23 protein-coding genes are annotated in these 23,740 nt (G+C 48.6%); 9 read left to right on the top strand and 14 right to left on the bottom strand.

Annotated features, from left to right (window positions below; genetic code table 11):
* Window position 1 precedes the first annotated feature (1 nt).
* Window positions 2-1,087: a TlpA disulfide reductase family protein gene (locus HMPREF0658_RS10615; RefSeq protein WP_006947886.1), complete on the top strand. Its 1,086-nt coding sequence runs from the start codon at window positions 2-4 to the stop codon at window positions 1,085-1,087.
* 363 nt (window positions 1,088-1,450) lie between these two features.
* On the opposite strand, the gene HMPREF0658_RS00920 is transcribed toward HMPREF0658_RS10615, so the two are convergent.
* From HMPREF0658_RS00920 to kdsA, 3 genes are read right to left on the bottom strand one after another with little or no spacing between them, the layout of a single operon-like run.
* On the bottom strand, window positions 1,451-2,722 hold the full coding sequence (locus HMPREF0658_RS00920; RefSeq protein WP_139047687.1) for a phospholipase D-like domain-containing protein: 1,272 nt from the start codon (window positions 2,720-2,722) through the stop codon (window positions 1,451-1,453).
* A gap of 23 nt (window positions 2,723-2,745) precedes the next feature.
* On the bottom strand, window positions 2,746-3,720 hold the full coding sequence (locus HMPREF0658_RS00915; RefSeq protein ID WP_006947884.1) for a KpsF/GutQ family sugar-phosphate isomerase: 975 nt from the start codon (window positions 3,718-3,720) through the stop codon (window positions 2,746-2,748).
* Window positions 3,721-3,722: 2 nt separating this feature from the next.
* A complete protein-coding gene (kdsA, locus tag HMPREF0658_RS00910) occupies window positions 3,723-4,484 on the bottom strand; it encodes a 3-deoxy-8-phosphooctulonate synthase (protein WP_006947883.1) in 762 nt (253 codons plus the stop codon).
* A gap of 225 nt (window positions 4,485-4,709) precedes the next feature.
* Here kdsA and HMPREF0658_RS00905 point away from each other — a divergent pair, with 225 nt between their 5' ends.
* Window positions 4,710-5,249 carry an outer membrane beta-barrel protein gene (locus HMPREF0658_RS00905; RefSeq protein WP_006947882.1) on the top strand — a complete coding sequence of 180 codons (540 nt, stop codon included), beginning with the start codon at window positions 4,710-4,712 and terminating at the stop codon, window positions 5,247-5,249.
* A 465-nt stretch (window positions 5,250-5,714) separates the two neighbouring features.
* On the opposite strand, the gene HMPREF0658_RS00900 is transcribed toward HMPREF0658_RS00905, so the two are convergent.
* Both HMPREF0658_RS00900 and HMPREF0658_RS11555 read right to left on the bottom strand, forming a co-directional pair.
* Window positions 5,715-7,394: a hypothetical protein gene (locus HMPREF0658_RS00900; protein WP_006947880.1), complete on the bottom strand. Its 1,680-nt coding sequence runs from the start codon at window positions 7,392-7,394 to the stop codon at window positions 5,715-5,717.
* A gap of 100 nt (window positions 7,395-7,494) precedes the next feature.
* A complete protein-coding gene (locus HMPREF0658_RS11555) occupies window positions 7,495-7,665 on the bottom strand; it encodes a hypothetical protein (protein ID WP_006947879.1) in 171 nt (56 codons plus the stop codon).
* Window positions 7,666-8,330: 665 nt separating this feature from the next.
* On the opposite strand from HMPREF0658_RS11555, the gene HMPREF0658_RS00890 reads away from it, so the two are divergent.
* The gene (locus tag HMPREF0658_RS00890; protein WP_006947876.1) at window positions 8,331-8,567 is read left to right on the top strand and encodes a hypothetical protein; all 237 of its coding nucleotides are present in this window, start codon (window positions 8,331-8,333) and stop codon (window positions 8,565-8,567) included.
* A 4-nt stretch (window positions 8,568-8,571) separates the two neighbouring features.
* Window positions 8,572-10,893 carry a putative porin gene (locus HMPREF0658_RS00885; protein ID WP_006947875.1) on the top strand — a complete coding sequence of 774 codons (2,322 nt, stop codon included), beginning with the start codon at window positions 8,572-8,574 and terminating at the stop codon, window positions 10,891-10,893.
* 208 nt (window positions 10,894-11,101) lie between these two features.
* Here the strand turns inward: HMPREF0658_RS00885 and HMPREF0658_RS00880 are convergent, their stop codons facing one another.
* Together HMPREF0658_RS00880 and recF are read right to left on the bottom strand one after the other, a co-directional pair.
* Window positions 11,102-11,392, bottom strand: coding sequence for a DciA family protein (locus tag HMPREF0658_RS00880; RefSeq protein WP_006947874.1), 291 nt, complete (start codon window positions 11,390-11,392; stop codon window positions 11,102-11,104).
* Window positions 11,385-12,500, bottom strand: a complete 1,116-nt coding sequence (gene recF, locus HMPREF0658_RS00875) for a DNA replication/repair protein RecF (RefSeq protein WP_006947873.1) — start codon at window positions 12,498-12,500, stop codon at window positions 11,385-11,387. The genes HMPREF0658_RS00880 and recF overlap by 8 nt, the downstream gene beginning before the upstream one ends.
* 142 nt (window positions 12,501-12,642) lie before the next feature.
* On the opposite strand from recF, the gene HMPREF0658_RS00870 reads away from it, so the two are divergent.
* From HMPREF0658_RS00870 to HMPREF0658_RS00860, 3 genes are read left to right on the top strand one after another with little or no spacing between them, the layout of a single operon-like run.
* Window positions 12,643-13,338: a tetratricopeptide repeat protein gene (locus HMPREF0658_RS00870; protein ID WP_006947872.1), complete on the top strand. Its 696-nt coding sequence runs from the start codon at window positions 12,643-12,645 to the stop codon at window positions 13,336-13,338.
* The gene (ribH, locus tag HMPREF0658_RS00865) at window positions 13,339-13,815 is read left to right on the top strand and encodes a 6,7-dimethyl-8-ribityllumazine synthase (RefSeq protein WP_006947871.1); all 477 of its coding nucleotides are present in this window, start codon (window positions 13,339-13,341) and stop codon (window positions 13,813-13,815) included.
* A 6-nt stretch (window positions 13,816-13,821) separates the two neighbouring features.
* Window positions 13,822-14,208 (top strand): hypothetical protein, encoded by a 387-nt coding sequence (locus HMPREF0658_RS00860; RefSeq protein ID WP_006947870.1) that lies wholly within the window; start codon window positions 13,822-13,824, stop codon window positions 14,206-14,208.
* Window positions 14,209-14,259: 51 nt separating this feature from the next.
* Here HMPREF0658_RS00860 and HMPREF0658_RS00855 read toward each other — a convergent pair whose 3' ends face one another.
* The 7 genes from HMPREF0658_RS00855 to metK are packed head-to-tail and all read right to left on the bottom strand — an operon-like array spanning window position 14,260 to window position 19,909.
* A complete protein-coding gene (locus tag HMPREF0658_RS00855; RefSeq protein WP_006947869.1) occupies window positions 14,260-14,829 on the bottom strand; it encodes a DUF4738 domain-containing protein in 570 nt (189 codons plus the stop codon).
* A gap of 53 nt (window positions 14,830-14,882) precedes the next feature.
* Entirely contained in the window at window positions 14,883-16,181 is a 1,299-nt protein-coding gene (tyrS, locus tag HMPREF0658_RS00850; RefSeq protein WP_006947867.1) for a tyrosine--tRNA ligase, read from the bottom strand.
* 55 nt (window positions 16,182-16,236) lie between these two features.
* On the bottom strand, window positions 16,237-16,476 hold the full coding sequence (gene yidD, locus HMPREF0658_RS10750; RefSeq protein WP_006947866.1) for a membrane protein insertion efficiency factor YidD: 240 nt from the start codon (window positions 16,474-16,476) through the stop codon (window positions 16,237-16,239).
* Window positions 16,473-16,856 (bottom strand): ribonuclease P protein component, encoded by a 384-nt coding sequence (rnpA, locus tag HMPREF0658_RS00845; RefSeq protein WP_006947865.1) that lies wholly within the window; start codon window positions 16,854-16,856, stop codon window positions 16,473-16,475. Before rnpA ends, yidD begins: the two co-directional genes overlap by 4 nt.
* Before the next feature lie 14 nt (window positions 16,857-16,870).
* A complete protein-coding gene (locus HMPREF0658_RS00840; RefSeq protein ID WP_006947864.1) occupies window positions 16,871-17,617 on the bottom strand; it encodes a uroporphyrinogen-III synthase in 747 nt (248 codons plus the stop codon).
* A gap of 7 nt (window positions 17,618-17,624) precedes the next feature.
* The gene (locus HMPREF0658_RS00835) at window positions 17,625-18,650 is read right to left on the bottom strand and encodes a DUF4271 domain-containing protein (RefSeq protein ID WP_006947863.1); all 1,026 of its coding nucleotides are present in this window, start codon (window positions 18,648-18,650) and stop codon (window positions 17,625-17,627) included.
* The gene (metK, locus tag HMPREF0658_RS00830) at window positions 18,650-19,909 is read right to left on the bottom strand and encodes a methionine adenosyltransferase (RefSeq protein ID WP_006947862.1); all 1,260 of its coding nucleotides are present in this window, start codon (window positions 19,907-19,909) and stop codon (window positions 18,650-18,652) included. Before metK ends, HMPREF0658_RS00835 begins: the two co-directional genes overlap by 1 nt.
* Before the next feature lie 615 nt (window positions 19,910-20,524).
* On the opposite strand from metK, the gene HMPREF0658_RS00825 reads away from it, so the two are divergent.
* A complete protein-coding gene (locus tag HMPREF0658_RS00825; RefSeq protein ID WP_139047686.1) occupies window positions 20,525-21,424 on the top strand; it encodes a hypothetical protein in 900 nt (299 codons plus the stop codon).
* A 91-nt stretch (window positions 21,425-21,515) separates the two neighbouring features.
* The gene (locus HMPREF0658_RS00820; RefSeq protein ID WP_006947859.1) at window positions 21,516-23,525 is read left to right on the top strand and encodes a DNA topoisomerase 3; all 2,010 of its coding nucleotides are present in this window, start codon (window positions 21,516-21,518) and stop codon (window positions 23,523-23,525) included.
* Window positions 23,526-23,740 lie beyond the last annotated feature (215 nt).

Raw genomic sequence — 23,740 nt, 5'->3', positions numbered from 1 at the left:
TATGAAATGGCACCATTTATTCGTATGCGCCATGGCAGGTCTCATGATGACCGCATGCCAATCGCACTCATTTAGAATTGAAGGTACGGCAAAAGGCCTACATGACGGTGATACCGTATGGCTATCACGCAACTTTGAGGCCGCCGCACCCTCCGACACGCTCATCGTATCTGGTGGGAAGTTCGTCCTCGAAGGCACTACCGACAGCATTTCCATTGCTCAGGTGTTCGCCCTCGCTGATTCCACGTCGTTTTATTCCTCCGTCTTCTTTATCGAGCCGGGCACCATTCATATCACCTTTACAAACAACGAGATGATTGGCAAAGTGGGAGGAACTGAAACCAATGACCGGTTGCAGAAGCTCACAGACACGTTGAAATCCATCGAAGATAAAATAACGGCTATCACGCAAAACACCGGAAAAGAACTGAAAGCCCCATCCGGAAGCCCTCAAGCAGAGATGAGAAGAGAACAACTCATGCGAAAATACGCAGAGACGTTGCGCAAAGCCGCACTCAACAATGCCGACAATGAACTTGGCTATCTCCTGTTGCTCACCTCATCCGAAGAGATGATTAACAACAAACAACGGATGGAAATCATATCCAAAATGCCCGCAAAGATGAGAAAACGTCCTGCCATACACGAAATGGAAGCCCATATCAAAGGTTTGGAAACACTCGCAGACTTCACCATGAACGACGTAAACGGTAAGCCGCAATCCGTATTGGCAGAGGCAAAGAAACACAAACTCACCATCATAGACTTCTGGGCAAGCTGGTGCGGGCCGTGTCGGCAGGATGCACCCGAACTTGTTAAACTCTACAACACCTATAAGAGCAAAGGGTTGGGCATCATTGGTATCTCACTCGACCAAGACAAAGCAGCCTGGCAGCAGGCCATCAGCGAGCTTCACCTCTCGTGGATGCACCTCTCCGACCTACGAGGTTGGGACAACAAGGCCGCCCGCATGCTTGGCATCAACTCCATTCCTCACACAATCGTTATCGACAATCAAGGCAAAGTGTTGGGACAGGGATTGCGAAGCGAAGCCCTTGCAGACCTCGTAGCAAAGAATTTACAATAACAACGAAAAGTAGAGACGTAAGTCATTATCACACAACAGCATACAATGCTGTTTGAGAAAGGATAGCTTTTACCACGGTAAAGCTATCCTTTTGTATGCCCAAAGCTATCCTCCCATACCCTAAAAGCATAGCTCTCATTAGTACACTACAATCTTCAAAGCCCGCAGACTGAATTAACGACAGAATTGCCTAACTTTACACACGCTTATGGAATCCGCCATGTAAATATAATGGCGCTAAAAGATGCAGAAAAACACACTTTCCTCTACATCTCATTCATCGTCGTATGATGATTGCTTATTGCGGCATGGCGGCAGAGGTACAAGATAATCTTTGAATAGACAAACATCTCTTAGAAAAGATTAAAGAAAGGGGGTAAGAAGATGGGCGAACCAGCCTACGAAACGTTTCCACGGGGTGCGGAACGTACGCCAATTAGCCTCCGTCAGTCGGAAGCAATCACGCTTGTCGCACTCAAACATACGGTCGAGTTCATGCGTTGTGCAGCGGTCTATAATCACGGCGTTCTCTTCATAGTCGAAATTCAGGCTACGGGCATTGAGGTTGGCGCTGCCCACGGTGCAAAAGCGTCCGTCTACCATGATTACTTTTGTGTGGTGAAAGCCGGGGCGATAAATCCAGACTTCCACGCCGTGCTTCATCAGTTTGTGAAGATTGTAGAACACGCAGTCGGGGGTGAGTGGTATGTCGCTGTGCTCAGAGACCATTATCTGTACGTTTACACCGCGTTGCACGGCTTGGCGCAGGGCGCGTTTCAGTTTGTGGTTGAGCGTGAGATAAGGATTGATGAGACGAATAGTGTCGCGGGCAGCCTCGATAGCGTGCAAATAGAAAGAGCGGATGATGCCGTTTGACGTATGCGGTTCACGGTTAATGATTCCCACAGTCTTGTGGCCGGCCGTAGCGCAGGTGTCGGGTTTCAGGCCTTGGAAATGGAAATCGGAGTAAGGGCTGCGGTAATATTCTGCTCCGTGTATGTTTTGCCCTGTCACCCGATTCCACATACGCAGAAAGATGGTTTGTAGGGTATTCACTTCCGTGCCCTCAATACGGCAGTGCATGTCGCGCCAACTGCCCACGACCTCCGTACCTTTTATATAATAGTCGGCCACGTTCATGCCACCGGTATATGCCGTTTGGCCGTCGATGACCACAATTTTGCGATGGTCGCGATGCCAGACGTGATTGACCCAAGGAAAGCCTACGGGGTCGAATTCATAGATTTCTATGCCTCGTTCACGCAGTCGTTTCAAATGTTTACGCTTGAGCGGCCGGTTGTTGGAATCGTTACCGAAGCCATCGAAAAGTGCACGCACTTTCACTCCTTGTTGCGCCCGCTCGGCCAAGAGGTCGAAAAGTAGGTCGGCAATGGAATCGTTGCGGAAATTGAAATACTCGAGATGAATACTGTGGCGTGCCTGTTGTATGGCTTTGAAAAGGTCGTCGAACTTTTCTTGCCCGCTCATGAGCAACGTCACGCTGTTGTCGTGGGAAAAGTTGATACCCTCGGCCTGCAGCTTTTCCATGATAAGCGTGTCACTGCGCTGTGCAAACGTCCATGTGCAGCAGAGGAATAAGAATATCGTAAGAAAGAATCGGAGAGACTTTGCCATCAACATTTTCATGGGGGCTGAGACTAAATCATGCAGCTGTAGTGGTCGACCACACCTTTCAATCGGCCGTTGGCATCCACCACCAGCACGGTGTGTATCTTGTTGTCGTTCATGATTCGCTGTATTTCCGAAATCTTTGTTGTTGGCAGAACGGTCTTCGGCGTACGAGTCATGATGTCACTAACGGTTTTGTTGAAGAACTCTGCCTGCCATTTTTCCATGGCACGCCGAATATCTCCGTCGGTGATGAGGCCTGCCACCTTGTCGCCATCGAGTGAGACTCCCAACCCCAATTTACCTCGGCTCACCTCGATGATAGCCTCTCCCAGCGGCATGCTCTGCGGAATAACGGGCAGATTGTCGGTACGCATCACGTCGCCGGCTGTGGTTAATAGACGTTTGCCGAGTTCTCCTCCCGGATGAAACTGTGCAAAGTCTCTCGGCTTAAAATCTCTTACTCGCATCAATGCCACAGCCAGCGCATCGCCCATGGTCAAAGCAGCGGTAGTGCTACTCGTGGGTGCGAGATTCAACGGACAAGCCTCTTTGTTCACTTTCACTTTGAGATGAATGGTAGAATATTTGGCCAACAGTGATGCCGGATTTGCACTCATAGCGATGATGGGCACGTTCATGTGGAGTACCATGGGTAGAAATCGCAGCAGTTCGTCGGTCTGTCCGGAATTACTGAGTGCCAAGACCACATCGTCGGAGGTCATCACGCCGAGGTCGCCATGGTAGACATCAAGGGGATTGATAAAAAAGGCTGGTGTGCCGGTGCTGGCGAGCGTGGCGGCTATCTTGGCACCTATGTTGCCGCTCTTACCCACTCCCGTAACGATAATCTTTCCCTTGCAGGCATACATCATTGCCACAGCAGCTGCAAAATTATCGTCTACTTGCGGTATGAGTTCCTGTAACGCTTGTGCTTCGTCTTTGATACATTGCACGCCATATTCAACGGCATGGGCGAGCCGTTCCTGTATTTGTTCGTTCATAGTCAGTGGAGAATATCGTTGATAAGACCTTTCAGCCTGTGGAGTTCCAGCATATTGGCAGCATCGCTCAATCCTTTGTCGGGGTCGGGGTGCACTTCAAAGAAATACCCCGTGGCTCCGAAAGCTTTGGCTGCTAAAGCCATGGCCGGCACGAATCTACGGTCGCCGCTTGTTTTTCCATCGCCGGCGCCCGGGCGTTGCACACTGTGCGTACAATCCATGATAACCGTCGGTGTAATCTCTGTCATGTCGGGAATGTTGCGGAAGTCTACCACAAGATTGTTATACCCAAAACTGTTGCCGCGTTCTGTCAGCCAAACCTCTTGTGCTCCGGCATCCATGGCTTTCTCATAAGGAAAGTGCATGTCGTGACCGCTGAGGAACTGTGCTTTTTTAATATTGACGATTCGTCCCGTGCGTGCAGCAGCTACGAGTAAGTCGGTCTGCCGGCAAAGGAAAGCAGGTATTTGTAACACGTCGACCACTTCGGCTGCCGCTTCGGCCTGATAGCTTTCATGAATATCAGTAAGAATCTTTAACCCATACCTTTCTTTAACTTCCGCGAGCATGGAAAGCCCCTTTTTCAGCCCCGGCCCTCTGAACGAGTGGATAGAAGTGCGGTTGGCCTTATCAAACGAAGCCTTAAATATAATGTCTGTACCCAACATGCAGTTGATATTTACAAGCTCTTCTGCTACAGTGTTGAGAAGTTCCTGCGACTCAATGACACAAGGTCCAGCTATCAATATCGGAGTTGTTTTCATTCTTTCTCATACTTTTGCTTTCAAGCGAGCAAAAGTAACAAAAATACCGTTATTTGCCAATGAATTAACACAACTTTGTAAATGGTAGGCATTTTTTTATGGAAAAGTCATTGTTTTATACCAAATGTGTTTTACATTTGCAGCGTGTTTCCAAACACATCCAACACAATGAATAAATAAAATTGAGTGTTTAACAACTTAGTATTAACTTAAAGTAAAAGGATTATGAAAAAGTTATTTATGGTTATGGCCGCTGCTTTTATCGCAGTAAGTGCTAGTGCACAGATTTATGTGGGTGGTACTGTAGGCCTTTCGAGTGTAAAGAATGCAGGTGGCGACAGTGAGACTGCTTACCGTCTCCTCCCCGAAATCGGTTACAACCTCAATGAAGATTGGGCTGTAGGTACTGTTGTAGGTTGGGGAAAAGGTAATCCTGTGAACATCGAAAACGTGACTACTGCAGCCAAGACATTCGAAGTAAATCCCTACGTGCGTTACACTTTCCTGCACAACGAATACATCAACGTATTCTGCGACGGTGCTGTAGGTTACAAGCACTATAGCGGTGTAGGCAACGAACTCTCTGTAGGTTTGAAGCCCGGCGTATCGGTTAATCTGCACAAGAGCCTCAGCTTTGAGGCTCATGTAGGCTTTATTGGTTACAAGAACAGTGACCCGAAGGCTTCCGGTGTAAAGAGCAGCAATGCTTGGGGATTGAATCTTGACGGCAACAACGTATCGTTTGGTCTTTACTACAACTTCTAAACGTATCTTCAATAGATTGAATACGAAATAGGAGAATCCTCTCGACTCACAATGAGCCGAGAGGATTTTTTATACCGAATATTCATTGCTAAAAATCTGACAGTGTGAAAATCACCATTTGACACTGTCAGATTTTTGATAATAGATAAAAGTACTTCGAGGTAAACAGAAATGTCTCGTTTGAGACGCCTTGAAAAGACACTTGCCCGACTTGAAGAAAATAGTTGGCCGACTCTACATGAAAAGTTGGCCAACTTTGCGCAAATAGTTGGCCAACTTTTTCCAACGAGTTGCCCAACTTTTTTTCATCCCTTCAGAATGCCGATAAACAGGGCATTCCCATGCGCCCTTCTTTTCTCCTTTCAATCAACAGCAAAGAGGGTTTCTCTGTTTGCTATTAAACAGGAAAATTCGGAAGAACGATAAGACACAAGCAAGTGATGGAACTATCACGAGTATAATATGTCAATGAACCTTGATAATGAAGGCCCGCACACGCATTGGGTTCCTGTCCTTGGGGTTAGCGGCGAAATACATGCCGTAGCCATTGGTACCGCTGTTGGGATAGAGAATAACATGAAAGGCCGAAGCGGGGTTGGTATGCTCATTACTTGCCCAATACCAACCATGAGAAGGAAGACCGCTACCCCAAACCGGATTAGTTCCTCCGGCCTGCACGCTGATAACCTTTACCAATCGGTCGTTCCATGCTTGATGTGTATTATTTGGCCATGTGGTCAGTGAGGCAGGATTGAAGCCACCCATAGCTTGTGCGGCCAATTTCCATTCGCCTATCGAAGGAAGATACCACGAAGTCAACATTCCTCCACCAGCCGTGAGTGGCTTTAATGGAGTGTAATGTGTCGCCTGATAGAAAGCCGGAAAGTTCAAGTCGTTGGCATGGGCAACACCAGAGGCCGAATGGGCAGCTGACCAAGTATGACCGTGACCATCCATGTCGTTGTAGACCGTGGCAAAGGCATCTGTGGAAACGACGTTCTGCTTCACGGCAGAGTTACTCCAATTACAAGTACCGCCTGCATCTGTCAGTGCCATGGCCTTGTTACTTGAAATCATTGCAGCCACTGCAGTCTTCCCTGCCTTTCTTCCTACTGCCAACGTACTGACACTTCCATCTTGGAAGAGATAGTTGTAGCTATAGAACAGTTTGATTTTCACCTTATAGGACTCATTGCGCTGCATGCTCGAACGAGGGAAGCCGCCGATCGTCAGACTCTTTCCTGCAAGAGACTTTCCGTAGAGCGAACCCGATGTGAAGTTGATTTTGAGGTTTGAAGCCGTCTGTACGCCATTAAAGAAACTACAGAGGAAATACCCGTAGTCTGATGTTGAAGTATAGGTATAGTTGGTGGCCTCGGTTGTGACGTTGGGGAAGCCAAATTCCGAAGAGGTTACAGCACCTCCGCTCGCCGCGTAGTTCGACATCAGGTCATCATAAGTGAATGCTGTTATGCCATTGTCGGCGCTTGCCGTGGCTTTGATGCCGGTGATACCCCAATAGGTGGTCAGTTCGAAGCGCATGCGGGCAGCCTGATGCTTCATTTCGAAGTTCACGCGATAATGGTTACCACTGATGGCCACTGTCTTATAATCGAAAAGTGCTCCAGCGGCATCGGCTTGTTGAATCGTATAATTGAACGAACCGTCGTCGCTCACCTTGTCATTGAAGCAGAAGAATGTATAGGTGCCGGGTGGAAGCTCTATCTCATGCTGCGTACCCGGGTCGGGAGTAAAAGTCTTCGTAGCTCCAGTACCACTCACAGTGCCTCGCAACGTGCCACCCACACGACCGACTCCCCACTTGAAAGCCGTAATTGTGTAGTGCTGGTTGCTGATTTCCGTGGCACGCGTGGCCTTGTGTGTAGCCTCTTTTTGTTCGCGCTCGATACTCACTTCTGCCTCGATGCCGTTGCCCAAGTCTACGGTCTGCGTCTCGGGTAAGGCCTCAGCAGCCCGCGTCTCCACCTCCGTTTCTTCACCGTAAGGTTCTTCGGTCAGCGTGAACTGCGCCGCACTCATCACAATCTTGCCGTTGTTCTTCTCGTCGGTTTCTTCGTTGTTGCCGCATGCCGTGAACATCATAGTGCCCAAAAGGCACAGCATAGGTAATATTTGTTTCTTCATTGAAGTTATATTTTAAGTATTGAACTTTATGATTAGCACATCATTCGACCTTCCCCTCCCTTCCCGAGAGACCAGAGAAGTTCCCGAATGTGCTAAGTCTCTATATATCGAACTCTCCTCCGTTAACATCCTCATCCTCTTCCCATTCTTCTTCTGTCGAACCGGGTACTTTCGGCAACACGCTTGTACAGATGAACTGTTCTTCTTCGATAGGGTATACTCGACATTCCGGCTTTACATAGAATAGCCTTTCCAACGTTGTTTTCTTCATATTACTACTGTTTGTTTTTATACTGAACACTCATTTTCTTTACATATAGACACGACTCATCCAACAGAGGAACTTCTCGGAAGTCCTTTGTCTAAATGATGGATTGCGAGGCATACCTCGCGCACGTATGCAAAAGCGTTTAGTAAGTCGCCTGTGTGTGTGTGTGTGTGTGTGTGTGTGTTAGCAAATTATTTGAATTAACCAAATATAAAATGTTAAAAGATAAGGAGAAACACGCATTTCTCTTTACCTCGGTGATACCTTTATATAATAAGGTAGGGTTATTCTCAGATAATTGGCTGGACACTTTGAATTCTTTTTACCGCCGCAAAGGTACGGAAAGATTCTTAAGCGGACAAGGAAAACACCCAAAACTTTCCCGCAAATGCCTCTACATGATGACATTCCTACTGTAGTCCATCGCTCTTTCTTATACGATGTGTGCTGTGAAAGGTTACCGACCTTTCTTTGTACAAACCGTGTTTGTGCCACGTACAAACGGCATCTGTACAGGGTACGAATGCCGACTTATCATCTGTAACTTTACTGCCCTGAAACCTAAGTCGGTCATGAGAGCCTGCGGGTTCTCATAACTGTTTTTGGTTAAATAATGCTTAATAAACGGCACGATACGGTATATTTTCGTACTTTTGCCCGCAAAAGTTATGAAGCAAAATCCATCTTCTCCCGCCAATAACCGCCTGCAGCCACGCAGACATCGCAAGGTCGACGAACCAAGTCCCTACGACGGGTTACGCCAGATACTCAACCTCGTTTTCATGATAGCTGCTGTTGTCGGCATGCTTTTCTATTTCTTCGGCGATAGAATGGTGGGCACCGTCATTATTCTGGTGGCCATCATGATAAAAATTGTTGAGTGTATATTTCGTATCAGACGATAAAGCCATGAAGAGAATCGCCTCTACCCTACTCCTCTGTCTCAGCATTACCTTGTGCGTGCCGGCACAGGATTTCAATCAGATAACCGAAGACGGAACCATCACGTCTGCTCGGAACCGAGGGCGCAGCGACAGCATACAAAGTCAGCATAAAGAGATACCGAAAGGGCTAAAGGTATGGACGATAGACGAACGCTTCGGCGACAGAAAGGCGGCCGTGCCCGACACGTTGCCGCATCTGTTTATGAACACTATCTTCACCACGGGTATGCGAGGAGAATACAATACCACGGGTAACCTCGGCGACCCGCGTATCCATCGCATTTTTATCAATCGTCCCGAAACGCGTCAGTTTATTTTCACGCAGCCCTACGATTACTTCATCGTGCCCGTAGGCTCGTTTCTGTTTACCAACACTTACTCGCCCATTACCAATCTTTCATATAACACGGCTGGCGACAAGACCGACGGGGAAGACCATCTGAAAGCTCTCTTTGCCGTGAATGCAGGCAAACGCATCGGTGTGGGGTTTAAGTTCGACTACCTCTATGGGCGGGGGTACTATTCCAACCAAAATACAGCCCTCTTCAATTACACCATGTACGCTTCGTATCTTGGCGACCGCTACCAAGCACACCTGCTGCTTTCTACGAATCATCAGAAACATGCAGAGAACGGAGGCATTACGAACGACAATTACATTACGCATCCCGAAAGTTTCAACGACGGATTCACGACCAGCGAGATTCCCACCGTGTTGGAAAAGAATTGGAATCGCAACGACAACCGTCACGTGTTCTTTACGCATCGTTACAGCATCGGATTCAACCGCAAAGTACCCATGACGAAAGAGGAAATAGAGGCGCGCCGCTTTGCGCTTGCCGCGAAAAAGGAGAATGAGGAGAAACGACAACAAGAAGCCGACAACCGTAAAGCGGCACGAGAGGGTCGTCCCGTTGCTGCTTCATCAGAAAAGAAAACATTTGCCGGACGTCCCGAGAATGCGAAAATCATGGGGACAGAGCCACGCGATACGACCCAAGCACTCGCCCTTTACCAAGCGAAAGATGCCGCTCGCGCTGCGACCGACAGTCTTGCGGCTGAAAAGGAGAAAGCTCACACAGATACCACATGGACGAAAAATGAGTATGTGCCCGTGACGAGTTTCATCCATACCGCACAGTTCGACCACTATCGCCGCATCTATCAAGCCTACAAAACACCCACGGGCTTCTATGCCGACACGTTTCGTGCTACAAGTAAATACGATAACGACTCCATCTACGACAACACCAAGCACTACGCACTGCGCAACACTTTCGCCATCGCCTTGCTCGAGGGCTTCAACAAATGGGCGAAAAGCGGCCTGAAAGCCTTTGTCACTTCAGAGCTGAGACACTTCTCACTCCCCGACTCTGTGGGTGGATTTGCCGCTTACAACGAACATCATCTGAGTATCGGAGGCGAACTGTCCAAGGAACAGGGCGACGCTCTCCACTATCACGTATTGGCCGAGACATGGCTGGCCGGAGAAGATGCGGGACAATTCAAGGTCGATGCCGCAGCCGACCTTAAATTCCATCTCTTCGGCGACACCGTGCAGCTGGAAGCAAAGGCTTTCGTTCACCATCTTAACCCCACCTTCTACTATCGCCACTATCATGCCAAGCACTATTGGTGGGATCATACCGGCCTCGACAAAGAGATACGCACACGCATCGAAGGACATTTAAGCCTTCAACGCACACGCACAGCTCTTCGGATTGCCGTAGACAATATTCGCAACTACACGTATATGGCACAGAACTACGATATATCTTCCACCTATGCGCGAACGAACAACACCGTTGCCGTACGCCAACACGGCAGCAATATCAATGTGCTTACCGCCATGCTCTGTCAGGATTTTACACTTGGTCTTGTGAATTGGGAAAACAGCATCACCTATCAGAAATCCTCGGCCGAGAAGATTCTCCCCGTGCCCGACCTCAACATCTATACCAATCTTTATCTGCGTTTTAAGATTGCCAAGGTGCTGAAATGTGACCTCGGTGCCGACTTGCGCTATTTTACTCGCTACTACGCACCCGAATATAGTCCTGCCCTTGGGCAATACGTCATACAAGAAAAAGCCGCTTCGCTTACAAAGACAGGCAACTACCCCATTGTGAATGTCTATGCCAATTTTCACTTAAAGCATACACGTTTCTTCATCATGATGAGTCATATAAATGCCGGAAGCGGTAACCGACAGTATTTTCTTACCCCCCACTATCCCCTCAACGACCGTATCCTCCGCCTCGGTCTCAGCTGGAATTTCTTCAATTAACCCTTTTAAATCCATTTCGGCCTTGGCCGAAAAGGCCAAAAGACTTTAAAATCAATTTCGGCCAAGGCCGAAATGACCAAGAGACTTTAAAAACAATTCCGGCCAAGGCCGAAATGACCAAAAGACTTTAAAAACGATTTCGGCCCAAGCCGAAATGCTCAAGAGACTCTAAAATCGATTCCGGCCAAGGCCGAGTCAGTAAAAGAAATCAATAGATTTTGATATTGAAAATCACGATGCTACCTACGGCTTCGTTCAGGCGTTTAATCAGTTGTGTACGTATCATGGATAGGTCGGAACGAAGGGCGGGATTGCTGATTTTAACGAAAAGGGTTTGATTCTTTATGAACTTCTCACCTGTGTATCGGGCTACAGTCTGACCGGCCACATCGTCCCATGCGTCGATGAGCCGCCGTTGGAGAAGGGGCGTTTCAAGGCCTTGCTGACGCAAGAAATGAGAGAGCAGGTCGTCTATGGATTGTACCTTCCGCTTAAACATGACTCTCCTCCCGTTCGCTTATCTCGCCGTGGGCGACAGAGAAGAGTTTGTAATCGAAATCACCATTGTGCAAGATTCGGTCAAGATGGTCGCGGTTTGTATCGGTGATGAATATCTGACCAAAATGGTTACCGGCCACGAGATGGACGATTTGCTCTACACGACGGGCATCGAGCTTGTCGAAAATATCGTCGAGCAAAAGCAACGGCGTAGTGCCGTTGCCTGTGCGGCGGAGGAAGTCGAACTGCGCAAGTTTCAAAGAAATAATGAAAGTCTTGTTTTGCCCTTGGCTGCCCTCGCGTTTCATAGGATAGCCGCCGAGCATCATTTCGAGGTCATCGCGATGAATACCATGCAAGGAATGGCCTACAGCACGGTCTTTGGCACGGTCGCGCCGGATAACGTCGAGGAGCCGGCCACGCTGACAGTGGGAGATGTAATGGAGCGAAACTTGCTCTTGGTCGCCGGAGATGCGCTGGTAGAAATTCTGGAAAGTGGGCATAAGTTCTTGTACGAAAGCATCGCGACGACGAAAGATGAGTTCTCCGGCATCGGCCATCTCCGTTTCCCAAATATCGAGCAGGGTTTCGTCGGGCTCGTCATCCATCTTCAGTAGCGTGTTGCGTTGCTGCAACGCCTTATTGTAACGGGTGAGGGTTTCGAGATAGGTGCGGTCGTATTGCGAGATAACAATGTCCATCAATCGGCGTCGTTCTTCGCTGCTGCCCTCGATGAGCGTAATGTCGGAGGGTGAAACTTGGATAAGCGGAATAAACCCGATATGCTCCGAGAGACGTTTGTACTCTTTTCTGTTGCGTTTGAAATGCTTCTTCGTACCACGTTTCATGGAACAAGCCACGGATACCTCTTCTCCTTCATCGGTCTGGTAGCGGCCTTCGAGCATAAAGAAATCCTGTTCATGGCAGATAATCTGCGAATCTATCGGGTTGCTTGCACTCCGGCAAAATGAGAGATAATACACAGCATCGAGGAAGTTGGTCTTACCCTCTCCGTTGTCGCCGATAAAGCAATTCATCTTGGGCGACAGCTCAAGCACAGCTTCTCTGATATTCTTAAAATTAATGATGGATATCTTGCTTAGAATCATGCGTAATACGTAGTTCTGTGGGCTGCAAAGTTACTTGTTTTGGGCAGGAAAAACGAAAAAAGAATCAATATATTTCACCATCTGAGAATATTTACGTAATTTTGCGACGCTTTCTAAACGAAATCAATTAAACAAGAATATAATGGCAAATATTAAGCTACAAAAGACTCCTTCTCGGGAAGGAGCACTAAACGACAAAGAGGCTTTCTTCATGAAATACAAGAAAGCAATAAGTGGAGGCGTCGTGGCACTAATTGTTGTGGTGGCCGGTATCATCCTTTACAGCAACTACGTGGCCGGTCCGCGAGAGGATAAAGCAAGCACGGCATTGGCAAAGGGTCAGGAATACTTCAATGCCGAGGCTTTCGACAAGGCTTTAAACGGAGACGGTGCCGGTTATATCGGCTTTGTGAAAGTGGCCGACGATTACAGCAATACAAAAGCCGGTAATTTGGCAAATCTCTATGCCGGACTTTGCTATGCTAACTTGAACAAATGGAGCGATGCCGTGAAATATTTAGAAGCCTACTCCACCTCGGACGATGCCATGGTTAGTCCGGCTTCGCAAGCAGCACTGGGTAATGCCTATGCACATGTGAATCGTTTAGACGACGCCGTAAACGCATTGAAGAAAGCAGCATCTATGGCTGACAGCAAAGCCGACGAGAATACGAACAACAGCCTTTCGCCCACGTTTCTCATCCAAGCCGGAGAAATTTTGGAAAGTCAGGGTAAGAAGAACGAGGCTTTACAGATTTATCAGGACATTAAGAAAAAGTATGTCAATGCTCCCATCAATCAGGAGATAGACAAGTATATAGAACGCGCATCTGAATAAATGGCTACAGCTCTCCACAGTCTTTCAGACTACGACCCTACAAACGTACCCGATGCCAGCAATATGTGCTTCGGCATTGTGGTATCGGAGTGGAATAAAGACGTGACCGGTGCACTTCTCAATAGCGCGGTACATACCCTTGAGAAGCACGGCGCCATACCCGAAAACATCCACGTAAAGAGAGTGCCGGGTAGCTTTGAACTCATTTACGGTGCTCATCAAATGATTCTCAATGGCGGTTATGATGCCGTCATTATCCTCGGTTGCGTGATACGTGGCGAAACACCACACTTCGATTATATCTGTCAAGGCGTGACACAAGGCATCGCACAGTTGAATGCTACAAGTGAGATTCCCGTAGTGTACGGTCTGCTGACCACCGAGAACCAGCAACAAGCACTCGACAGAAGCGGAGGCCGATTGGGTAACAAAGGCGACGAGTGCGCCGTGGTGGCCATTAAAATGGCGAAATTCTAACCTACGATGAAGCTGACAGAACTCTTGCAGGCCTACGATTTCGGTGAAATCTTTCCTGAACTCGTTATCATGTTTCCCGATGCCAAACTACATCGGACTATTTTCAAACAGGCCTACGATTTGCTAACCACACTGTCACCCGTAGATTCCAAGAAGACGATACGGTATAAGCTGATGCCAAGCCCTTTTGGTGCCGACAGTTTCTTTGGTGCCGAAGATGCTAACTTCAATACGACGTGGGAGGTATGCTTAGGTAAGCAAGTGGTACGCGAGAAAGGTGTTGATCTGTCCGATCTCGATTTGGCAGCCAATTGCCTGCTGAATGTCGTGTTTATCGGAAAATGTCCGGATAGTTTCGCTTCGGCAAGAAAAACTTTACTGAAACGGAAATAGGAAAGCGCACAAGTTGTGCTGTATGAAAAAAAACGAGGAAGACAGCTCTTTTTAGACGCCGTCTTCCTCGTTTTCTTGTTGCGTGGGACTTGAGTCGAGTTGCGAATCACGGGTAATCGACACGTTGCCCGTCCGACTGAGCGTAAGGGTGAGTGGCATATATTCGTCACTGGTAATATCGGGCGATCCTACGCTGGCTGCAAACACAAGTACATCGCCCTTTACGCGCGTAAACACAATGCCGAGCAAGGCACCATGGGCTTGGAAATGAGCATTGAGGCAGCTGTTGAAGTCGGCTTTGGTGAAAGTGCGGTCGAAAAACTTACTACCGTCGCTACGTATTATCATTAACGTGATCTTATTGTCGAGATACGGGCGATGTGACTCGTCTTCCACGCGTGGTAAGCTCCCGTCTGCATGTCTGGAGACGGATATCCGATACGTATTTCCGCCCCATTCTACCGTCCGTTCTTGCGCATTATCGCCCATCTTTCGAGGGACATCGGGTACTTTTTCCACGGGCTTGACGGCAATAATATCGCCCGTGTTTTTCTTCTCACTACACGATACTGTAGTAAAGACAGCAAGAACCGTAAGACATATAGATAAATAATGTTTCATATTTCAATCAGTGTAATGCTGGTTTTGTTTAAAGCTTAACCTCTGTAGGGATGTTATTGCACAGTGATAAGGTAGTAGTTTTTCTTACCACGCTGCACGAGTAGATACCGCCCGTTGATAAGGTCTTGGGCTGTGACAGGCTGTTCGAAGCTATCGAGTTTCTCTTTGTTGAGCGATACGCCGCCACCCTGTACGAGTTTGCGCATCTCACCTTTGCTGGTAAAGATGGGAATTTCTGTGGTGAAGAGTTCACCAGCAGACAGGCCGAGTTTGTCAGCAGGGAGGGTGAAGTGGGGCACGCCTTCGAAAACATCGAGCAGAGTTTGCTCGTTGAGTTTGAGCAGACTCTCTTTCGTGGCCTTACCAAAGAGTATGTTAGAGGCCTCTACGGCCATAGCGAGTGCCTCGGGCGAGTGTACCATAGTGGTGACTTCTTCGGCAAGGCGACGTTGTAGGGTGCGACGTCCCGGGTCTTGACGGTGGTCGGCTATGAGTGTGTCGATGACTTCCTGTTCGAGCGAGGTGAAGATTTTAATATATCGTTCGGCATCGTCATCGGTCACGTTGAGCCAAAACTGGTAGAAAGCGTAGGGCGAAGTACGGACGGGATCGAGCCACACATTGCCACTCTCCGTTTTTCCGAACTTATTGCCGTCGGCCTTGGTGATAAGGGGACAGGTGAGAGCATAGGCTTCGGCCTCTGTGCCGAGGGTGCGACGTATAAGTTCGGTGCCGGTAGTCATATTGCCCCATTGATCGTTTCCTCCAAGCTGGAGTTTGCATCCTTTCTCGCGGTAAAGGTGGAGAAAGTCATAGCCTTGGAGGAGTTGGTAGGTAAATTCGGTGAATGAAAGACCATCGCGCGCTTCACCATTGAGTCTTTTCTGCACGCTGTCTTTGGCCATCATGTAGTTAACGGTGATATGCTTGCCCACGGTGCGTGCGAAATCGAGAAAGGAAAAGTCTTTCATCCATTCGTAGTTGTTCACCATCTCTGCACGGTTGTCGGCTGTTCCATCGAAGTCGAGAAACTTGGCCACCTGTGTCTTGATACACTCCTGATTGTGGTAGAGGGTGTCGGCATCGAGGAGGTTCCGCTCCTGACTCTTGCCGGATGGGTCACCAATCATGCCAGTGGCGCCTCCTACAAGTATGATGGGTTTGTGTCCGCATCGCTGCAGATGGCGGAGCATCATGATACCGCAGAGGTGTCCGATATGGAGAGAGTCAGCCGTGGGGTCTGTACCGAGATAGGCCGTCACGGTCTCTTTCTGCAAGAGTTCTTCGGTTCCGGGCATGATTTGTGCCAGCATGCCGCGCCATTTGAGTTCTTCTACAAAGTTTTTCGTCATCGAATGATTGTGTTTAGTTATTATTTCGTAGGCTTAAGGCCTTGGATTGTGGGTCTTAGGGGACGGGGTCATAACCACTCCCTCCCCACGGATGACATCGGGCGATACGTCGGATAGTGAACCATAATCCCTTGATGGGTCCGTGTTTGAGCAAAGCCTGGCGGGCATATTCCGAGCATGTAGGAGTAAATCGGCAGGAGGGTGGAGTGAAAGGACTGACGATTCGCTGATAAAACAAAATGGGCAACAAGAGTACCCAAGTGAGGAAGAGGCGGATGGGATTGGGCGAGGTCATAGCCTTTCTATCATGCGTTGCAGGAGGTTCGTTATCCGTCGTTCCACTTCCGAAGTGTCATAAAGACGACTGTCCATCCAGATAAATGCCATCAGCATCTGGTGCTTGCTGTCATCGGGTATCAGTTGCTTATGTTTTCGGTAAGCCTCTCGTATCTGTCGTTTCACGCGGTTGCGTTTGACGGCTTGCTTGAAATACCGCTTCGGTACACTGACAAGTATCTTTGCGCGCGGTTCTCCTTCGTCTCTGGGAATGGAAAGGAATACCAAACGGATGGGGAAAGCCGACATCGCCCTGCTCTCTGTACCATTGAAGAGGCGTTCTACGAGCGTCCTTCCAGCAATACGTTCTGCCTTTCGGAATGTCGGAGCTTCAACCACGGAATGCGTCCCTCCTATTTGTTTTGCTTCAAATAAGCCCGTAAGGCACTGGTCATGGATGGGTGTTCCGGCGTAGGTGCTTTCAATGCGGGAGTAAAACCTAATGCTTCCACCGACTTTGCTGTGGCCGGTCCAAAGGTGCCGATGCATATTTCCTCTGGCTTCATATCAGGGAAATTAGTAGCCAATGCCTTCACACCACTCGTACTGAAGAATACCACCATGTCGTAATCAAAGGCTTTCACCTCCTCCTGTGTGAAGTCATTGCTGACTGTGCGATACATGACACACTCATGATGATGCAGTTTTTTAGCATCAAGCAGATTCTTAATAGTGTCGCTGTGCACATCACTCATGGGAATAAGATACTTTTCCGCCTTATGCTTAACCATAGTCGGTATCAGGTCGTCGATTTTTCCTGTGCTGCCGAAGAACACCTTACGTTTCCTGTATTGCACGTATTTTTGTATATAGAGTGCGATGGTCTCGGTGACACAGAAGTATTTCATATCCTCCGGAATCGTGACGCGCATCTCTTTGGCCAACTTGAAATAGTTGTCTATAGCATGACGGGAGGTGAACACGACTGCCGTATAATTGAGAAGGTTCACTTTCTGCTGGCGGAACTCTTTGGCCGACAATCCCTCAACTTTAATAAACGGACGGAAGACAAGTTCCACACCATATTCCGAAGCAATGTCAAAGTAAGGTGATTTCTCACTGGTGGGTTTGGGTTGTGAAATCAGTATCTTCTTTATCATCTGTCTTTTAAATATTAATCTTCAAATAATTACCTATTAGCTGTAAGACACCCCACAACGAAAGCAAGGGTATCAATTCCAAGGTGCAAAAGTACAAAATTATTTGCAGAAAGGCCTCTAATCTACGGAAAAAGATGCTGTAACACTTATAAAAGGACAGCATTTTAGTTACCACAATCACTGTTATCACATATTGGACGGCCTTGTCTATCGGCAGGTCGAAGTATGCCAAGAGTAACACTACAGGAAACAACATGACACCGAGCATACCTGTGATGAAGAGTTGGGAGACGATCCATTGCTCATTGGCTTTCTTCTCAAAGAATATCCAATTCACACACTTATACAGCAATGCTTTCACGGCATAGTAAGTTACAAGAACGCCAAAGTATATGGCAATGAGGTGGTATTGGGATTTCAGGATAAAAGCATCGCCCTCATAGGTACGTGTATAGAAGAAATATACAAGTGAGAGTGTGAGGCTGGTCTGTAGCAACATGAAAAGTTGGAATTTCATTTCTGCACTTGTCTCTTTCATGATGCCGGTTTCACTCCTCGGTGTGTAGAAAAAGTGTTTCAGTTGTAGGGCGATGAAACGCCGCGACTGTGCGAAAGAGATGAGTGCAATCACGAGACAACCGAGCAACAGTCCCGTAATAATATCGTCGTTTTTCATGCTGTAAGGCACAGGGTCGCCCGCCATACCATATCTCCCTCCGTTAAGTTCAGGGTGCAGGAGCGAGTCTTTCGAGAAGAAGATTTCCTTGTAATATTTTGGCAGTCGGATATCCTTGATACTCTTTCCTACGTCGTGACCGGGTAAATGTAGCGTGTCCGGTCGGTTACTGTAGTGTATCTCGTTGGGCTGAAAGGTTGCCTGTATGGCCGAGTCTTGCTGGGCGGGCGTGGCATCAACCGGCAATGACCGAAGCACCTGATAGGGGTGTTTCGGCTTGCTATCCTTTACGACAACGGCCTCGGCACCGTTTTGTGCCATCCGCGTCGCCAGCGAGTCCGGCTGTTGTATCGCCATTACAGCCCGAATGCTTGCTTAATATCGCCTACAAGGTCGAGTTTCTCCCATGTAAACAGTTCCACTTCCATTGTTTTTGTCTCGTGGTAACGGCTGGTAAAGGTCTTATGAACGACCTCGTTTTTCCTCCCCATATGACCGTAGGCTGCCGTTTCACTGAAAATAGGTTGCCGCAATTTCAGCTTGCGTTCGATGGCTTTCGGACGTAGGTCGAACATTTCTTTTATCTTTGCTGCGATTTCGCCATCGGTCATTTGCACATGGCTCTTCCCATAAGTATTTACAAAGATGCTTACGGGTTGGGCTATACCGATGGCATAGCTCACTTGCACCAGCATCTCGTCGCTCACTCCTGCGGCGACCATATTCTTAGCAATATGGCGTGCAGCATAGGCGGCAGATCGGTCTACTTTACTTGAATCCTTGCCGGAGAAGCATCCGCCGCCATGTGCACCCTTACCGCCATAGGTATCGACGATGATTTTCCGACCTGTCAATCCGGTATCGCCGTGCGGACCGCCTATGACGAATTTACCCGTAGGATTCACCCAATAGATGATATCGTCGTTGAAGAGTGCCAACACCTTTTCGCTTTGTATCTGGGCTTTCACACGTGGAATAAGGATGCGAATCACGTCTTCGCGTATCTTAGCCAGCATCACTTCATCGTTGTCCATAAATTCGTCGTGTTGCGTAGATATGACAATGGTATGAATACGCTGCACCGTGTGATCGTCGTCATACTCTACTGTTACCTGACTTTTGGCATCGGGACGCAGATAGGTCATCTCCCGACCCTCGCGGCGTATCGTAGCGAGCGTTTTCACAATGAGGTGTGCCAGTTCCAAAGATACCGGCATATAGTTCTCCGTTTCGTTGGTGGCATAACCAAACATCATGCCTTGGTCGCCGGCACCCTGGTCTTCGTCTTGGCCGTTGTCTACTCCGCGATTGATGTCGTCGCTCTGCTCATGAATGGCACTTAGTATTCCACACGAGTTGCCGTCGAATTGGTATTCGGCTTTTGTATAGCCTATCCTGTTGATAGTATTCCTTGCGAGGGTCTGAATATCCACATATTCCGTGGAGCGTACCTCGCCTGCCACGATAGCTTGTCCTGTGGTAACGAGGGTTTCTATGGCCACGCGTGCCTTTTCGTCGTAGGCGAGTAGTTGGTCGAGTATGGCGTCGGAAATCTGGTCGGCTACTTTGTCGGGATGCCCCTCCGAAACCGATTCGGATGAAAATAGATATGACATGTTTTACTCCTTTAAAGGGTTATATATATTGTGTATGCCTAAAAGGCCTCGACAAAGGTACAACAAATGGAAAACATGGACAAATAAAGCCTCTTTTTTTTAAAAAGAAGCCACATGGAATGGGAGGCCTTATCCCATCGGATAGGTTCCTTGTTGAAAAGAGTAGTTTTCATTCGATGGATAAGTCGGCATTCGTGTCTGGTACAGATGGCGTTTGTACAGGGAAAGGTCGGCAACCTTTCTCACGGTAAACGGCATCCTCCGATGAATGGAAGACAAGTGCTGCAAACGCGAAAGACCGTTTGACACACTGACAATTCTACATAAAAAACAGAGTATTCTATAAAAATAGGATATAAAAAGTGCGTATTTACCATACTTTTTGCTATATTTGCGGAATATAGACACACCTTGCCTATGACCTTCAATCGCTCGTTAGACTGCTTATCTGCCTTTTCAATTGGGACGACATGGCTTTCCGGCATCTTTTATTCGCTGGTCGGCATCTTGCTTGCCGCTCTCTCTCAACGTAGTCCACTACGCCTTCGACAGGGCTACAAACCATCTAAACGACCATCCAGCAAAACATGGACCCGCTCTCATGACCGATTAGGGATGAATGTAAAAACACGCCTACGTCTGCTTCCGTTGCTGTCAATGCTGCTCTTCTCGCTCACCGGCTGTTGGAACGATGACGGAGAAGAGAGTCCCTATCCCAAGGCGAATGAGGTACACACAGCCTACAATTTCGTTCGTGACGTACTCCAAAAATACACCGATGTACTTGTATTTACGTATCAAACCAACCGATACCTTATGGACGACGACACCCTGCGGCGCGACTCTCTACGGGCCACCGATTTTTCCCATGCCACTCTCTTCACGGCCAATACCTACACACTGACCACTCAAGACGAAGGGTTGCGGGCGCACTACGTGGTAAAGATGACGCCCATCGGCGGTGTACGCACCCTCAGCCATATCAATGACACATGGCGGGTGGATGCCGAATGTACCGAACAGGGGCAGACATTGTGTCTCTCTATGCTTGTGACCCATGCAGGAGACGAACGTTGGGCGGTATTGGATAGCGAATGCCGCCCCAAACGTGCTGAGCAGGGAAGTTGTGAAAACAGAAACGGCACATGGAGCGTGGTGTGGCATGATGTGGCCGATATGCCCCTCGTCTGTCGGCTGTCCGGCTCCGGCACCTTTACCAATGCCACCCGCGACCGTCTGCAGATAGATTACATCTCGCAAAGTCCTATAGAGGCGGTGGCTTTGCCTGCACCAAACGAACAGAAAGGTCGCCACTTGTCCGACCTTCTTCGTAATCGCGCCACCTATGGCACTCACTTTACTTGCTGGAAGAATGCACGTCTCGACATCGCCCTGAGTCGGAAACCACATGCACAGGCAGACCACGCGACGGCCGAACTATACAGTGATGGACAGGCACAGACCGTGCGCATTGCCATCGGCAATGTGGTGCAAACATGGGATGATACGTGGTAACAAGGCGTTCTGTTGCCACTTTGGCAAATGAAGATTTGGGAGGCTGAAAGGTTTTTCGTACTTTTGCATCTCATTTGTAGTACGGAGAAGCATGATCGTTTGCATAGCAGAGAAACCGAGTGTGGCACGCGACATCGCCCGTGTCATAGGAGCCACGACCGCCCGACAAGGATACATGGAGGGCAACGGTTATCAAGTGACATGGACTTTCGGTCATCTCTGTACACTGAAAGAACCACACGACTACACCCCGAATTGGAAGCATTGGAGTCTCTCTGCGCTTCCGATGATCCCGCTTCGCTTTGGTATTAAATTGATAGACGACGACGGCATACGCAAGCAATTCGCCGTGATAGAACAACTGATGCAAAAAGCCGACAGCATCATCAACTGCGGCGATGCCGGGCAAGAAGGAGAACTCATACAACGGTGGGTGATGCAGAAGGCCAAGGCCACGTGTCCCGTAAAGCGTTTGTGGATTTCATCACTCACCGAAGATGCTATTCGCGAGGGCTTCCAAGGGCTGAAAGACCAATCGGAATACCAACCGCTCTACCTTGCAGGCCTCAGTCGTGCCATCGGCGATTGGATATTGGGCATGAACGCAACCCGACTCTACACGCTGAAATACGGGAGTGGACGGCAAGTGCTCTCTATCGGAAGGGTGCAGACGCCCACGCTGGCACTCATCGTAGCCCGACAAAAAGAGATAGAGAATTTCCAACCTGAGGCATATTGGGTGCTTTCCACCCTTTATCGCAATACTCTTTTTACCGCTACGCAGGGTAAATTTACCTCTAAAGAAGAGGGGGAAGCCTCGTTTCAAACCATCGCAGAAAAACCTTTCGTCGTGACCGATATCGCCAAGAAACGAGGTACGGAGGCACCGCCCCACCTCTTCGATCTCACCTCTTTGCAAGTGGAATGCAACCGTAAATTCGCTTATAGCGCAGAATTTACACTCAATCTGATCCAAAGCCTTTACGAAAAGAAATACACCACTTACCCTCGTGTGGACACACAGTACCTGAGCGACGACATCTACCCCAAGTGCCCTGCCACGCTCCGTGGGCTGCGTGGTTACGAACAACTTACCACTCCGTTACTGAATATCACACTGCCGAAAAGCAAGAAAGTGTTTGATGCCTCCAAAGTAACCGACCACCACGCCATCATCCCCACAGGTGTGCCGGCAACGGGTCTGACAGACACGGAACGCAATGTGTACGACCTCATTGCACGAAGATTTATTGCAACTTTCTATCCTGACTGTAAGTTTGCCACGACTACCGTACTCGGCGATGTAGATGGCATAGGCTTTAAGGCCACGGGACGTGAGATTCTCGATGCCGGATGGCGCACCGTCTATGCTTCCGATGCCGACAATACGGGCGAGGAAAAGCGGAAGAAGGAGAACGAGGAACGCATCTTGCCCACATTCGTCAAGGGCGAGAGCGGCGACCATCAGCCTACGCTGGCCGAGAAGTGGACGACACCACCTAAATACTATACCGAGGCCACCCTGCTGCGTGCCATGGAAACAGCGGGCAAATTCGTGGACGACGAGCAGTTGCGTGCCGCGCTGAAAGAGAACGGAATCGGACGTCCCTCCTCTCGGGCAAGCATCATTGAGACTCTTTTCAAGCGCCGATACATCCGCCGCGAGCGTAAGAACCTGCTCGCCACGCCTACAGGAGTGGAACTCATCGACACCATTCGTGAGGAACTACTCAAAAGTTGTGAGCTGACGGGTATATGGGAAAAGAAATTACGCGACATCGAGCACTGCAAATACGACGCTTCGCAGTTTATTGATGAACTGAAAGTACAGATGACAGACATCGTAAACCAAGTGCTGGCCGACAATACGAATCGCCGACTGACGGTAACGACGGCGGAGGAAACGCGGAAACCTGCACGCAAAAAGTCGACAACGCCGCGCAAGAAGTCGACGACAACAGTTCCATCACCTGCCGATGATATGGTGGGCAAACCCTGTCCGCTGTGCGGAAAAGGCACATTAATAAAGGGAAAGACCGCCTACGGATGCAGCCGATGGCACGAAGGATGCACCTACGTATTACCGTTTTCGAAACCTTAGTCCTTATCTCGAATTCCACACTTGCGCTCAATAAAGGCAAACAATTTCGCATTTTCTTCTTTAAATATTTGGTAAGATTCATAGTTTGTGCTACCTTTGCCACCATGATTCAACCGTGTGTAACATATCCTATATATAAAAAAGGTGTAAACCTTATGCAGAGAAATCTTTATTTCTTTGCATCTTTTCATACTGATTATTTGGTCAATTCAAAT

This window comes from Hoylesella marshii DSM 16973 = JCM 13450 (assembly GCF_000146675.1).
Taxonomy (GTDB): domain Bacteria; phylum Bacteroidota; class Bacteroidia; order Bacteroidales; family Bacteroidaceae; genus Prevotella; species Prevotella marshii.
The sequence above is the reverse complement of the archived record's forward strand: the minus strand, read 5'-3'. Positions and strand labels throughout refer to the sequence as shown.

Bases quoted from the DNA above. Each gene is read 5' to 3' on its own strand.
- HMPREF0658_RS10615 (WP_006947886.1), top strand. From the start codon at position 2: ATGAAATGGCACCATTTATTCGTATGCGCCATGGCAGGTCTCATGATG.
- HMPREF0658_RS00920 (WP_139047687.1), bottom strand. From the start codon at position 2,722: ATGGCAAAGTCTCTCCGATTCTTTCTTACGATATTCTTATTCCTCTGC.
- HMPREF0658_RS00915 (WP_006947884.1), bottom strand. From the start codon at position 3,720: ATGAACGAACAAATACAGGAACGGCTCGCCCATGCCGTTGAATATGGC.
- kdsA (WP_006947883.1), bottom strand. From the start codon at position 4,484: ATGAAAACAACTCCGATATTGATAGCTGGACCTTGTGTCATTGAGTCG.
- HMPREF0658_RS00905 (WP_006947882.1), top strand. From the start codon at position 4,710: ATGAAAAAGTTATTTATGGTTATGGCCGCTGCTTTTATCGCAGTAAGT.
- HMPREF0658_RS00900 (WP_006947880.1), bottom strand. From the start codon at position 7,394: ATGAAGAAACAAATATTACCTATGCTGTGCCTTTTGGGCACTATGATG.
- HMPREF0658_RS11555 (WP_006947879.1), bottom strand. From the start codon at position 7,665: ATGAAGAAAACAACGTTGGAAAGGCTATTCTATGTAAAGCCGGAATGT.
- HMPREF0658_RS00890 (WP_006947876.1), top strand. From the start codon at position 8,331: ATGAAGCAAAATCCATCTTCTCCCGCCAATAACCGCCTGCAGCCACGC.
- HMPREF0658_RS00885 (WP_006947875.1), top strand. From the start codon at position 8,572: ATGAAGAGAATCGCCTCTACCCTACTCCTCTGTCTCAGCATTACCTTG.
- HMPREF0658_RS00880 (WP_006947874.1), bottom strand. From the start codon at position 11,392: ATGTTTAAGCGGAAGGTACAATCCATAGACGACCTGCTCTCTCATTTC.
- recF (WP_006947873.1), bottom strand. From the start codon at position 12,500: ATGATTCTAAGCAAGATATCCATCATTAATTTTAAGAATATCAGAGAA.
- HMPREF0658_RS00870 (WP_006947872.1), top strand. From the start codon at position 12,643: ATGGCAAATATTAAGCTACAAAAGACTCCTTCTCGGGAAGGAGCACTA.
- ribH (WP_006947871.1), top strand. From the start codon at position 13,339: ATGGCTACAGCTCTCCACAGTCTTTCAGACTACGACCCTACAAACGTA.
- HMPREF0658_RS00860 (WP_006947870.1), top strand. From the start codon at position 13,822: ATGAAGCTGACAGAACTCTTGCAGGCCTACGATTTCGGTGAAATCTTT.
- HMPREF0658_RS00855 (WP_006947869.1), bottom strand. From the start codon at position 14,829: ATGAAACATTATTTATCTATATGTCTTACGGTTCTTGCTGTCTTTACT.
- tyrS (WP_006947867.1), bottom strand. From the start codon at position 16,181: ATGACGAAAAACTTTGTAGAAGAACTCAAATGGCGCGGCATGCTGGCA.
- yidD (WP_006947866.1), bottom strand. From the start codon at position 16,476: ATGACCTCGCCCAATCCCATCCGCCTCTTCCTCACTTGGGTACTCTTG.
- HMPREF0658_RS00840 (WP_006947864.1), bottom strand. From the start codon at position 17,617: ATGATAAAGAAGATACTGATTTCACAACCCAAACCCACCAGTGAGAAA.
- HMPREF0658_RS00835 (WP_006947863.1), bottom strand. From the start codon at position 18,650: ATGGCGATACAACAGCCGGACTCGCTGGCGACGCGGATGGCACAAAAC.
- metK (WP_006947862.1), bottom strand. From the start codon at position 19,909: ATGTCATATCTATTTTCATCCGAATCGGTTTCGGAGGGGCATCCCGAC.
- HMPREF0658_RS00825 (WP_139047686.1), top strand. From the start codon at position 20,525: ATGAATGTAAAAACACGCCTACGTCTGCTTCCGTTGCTGTCAATGCTG.
- HMPREF0658_RS00820 (WP_006947859.1), top strand. From the start codon at position 21,516: ATGATCGTTTGCATAGCAGAGAAACCGAGTGTGGCACGCGACATCGCC.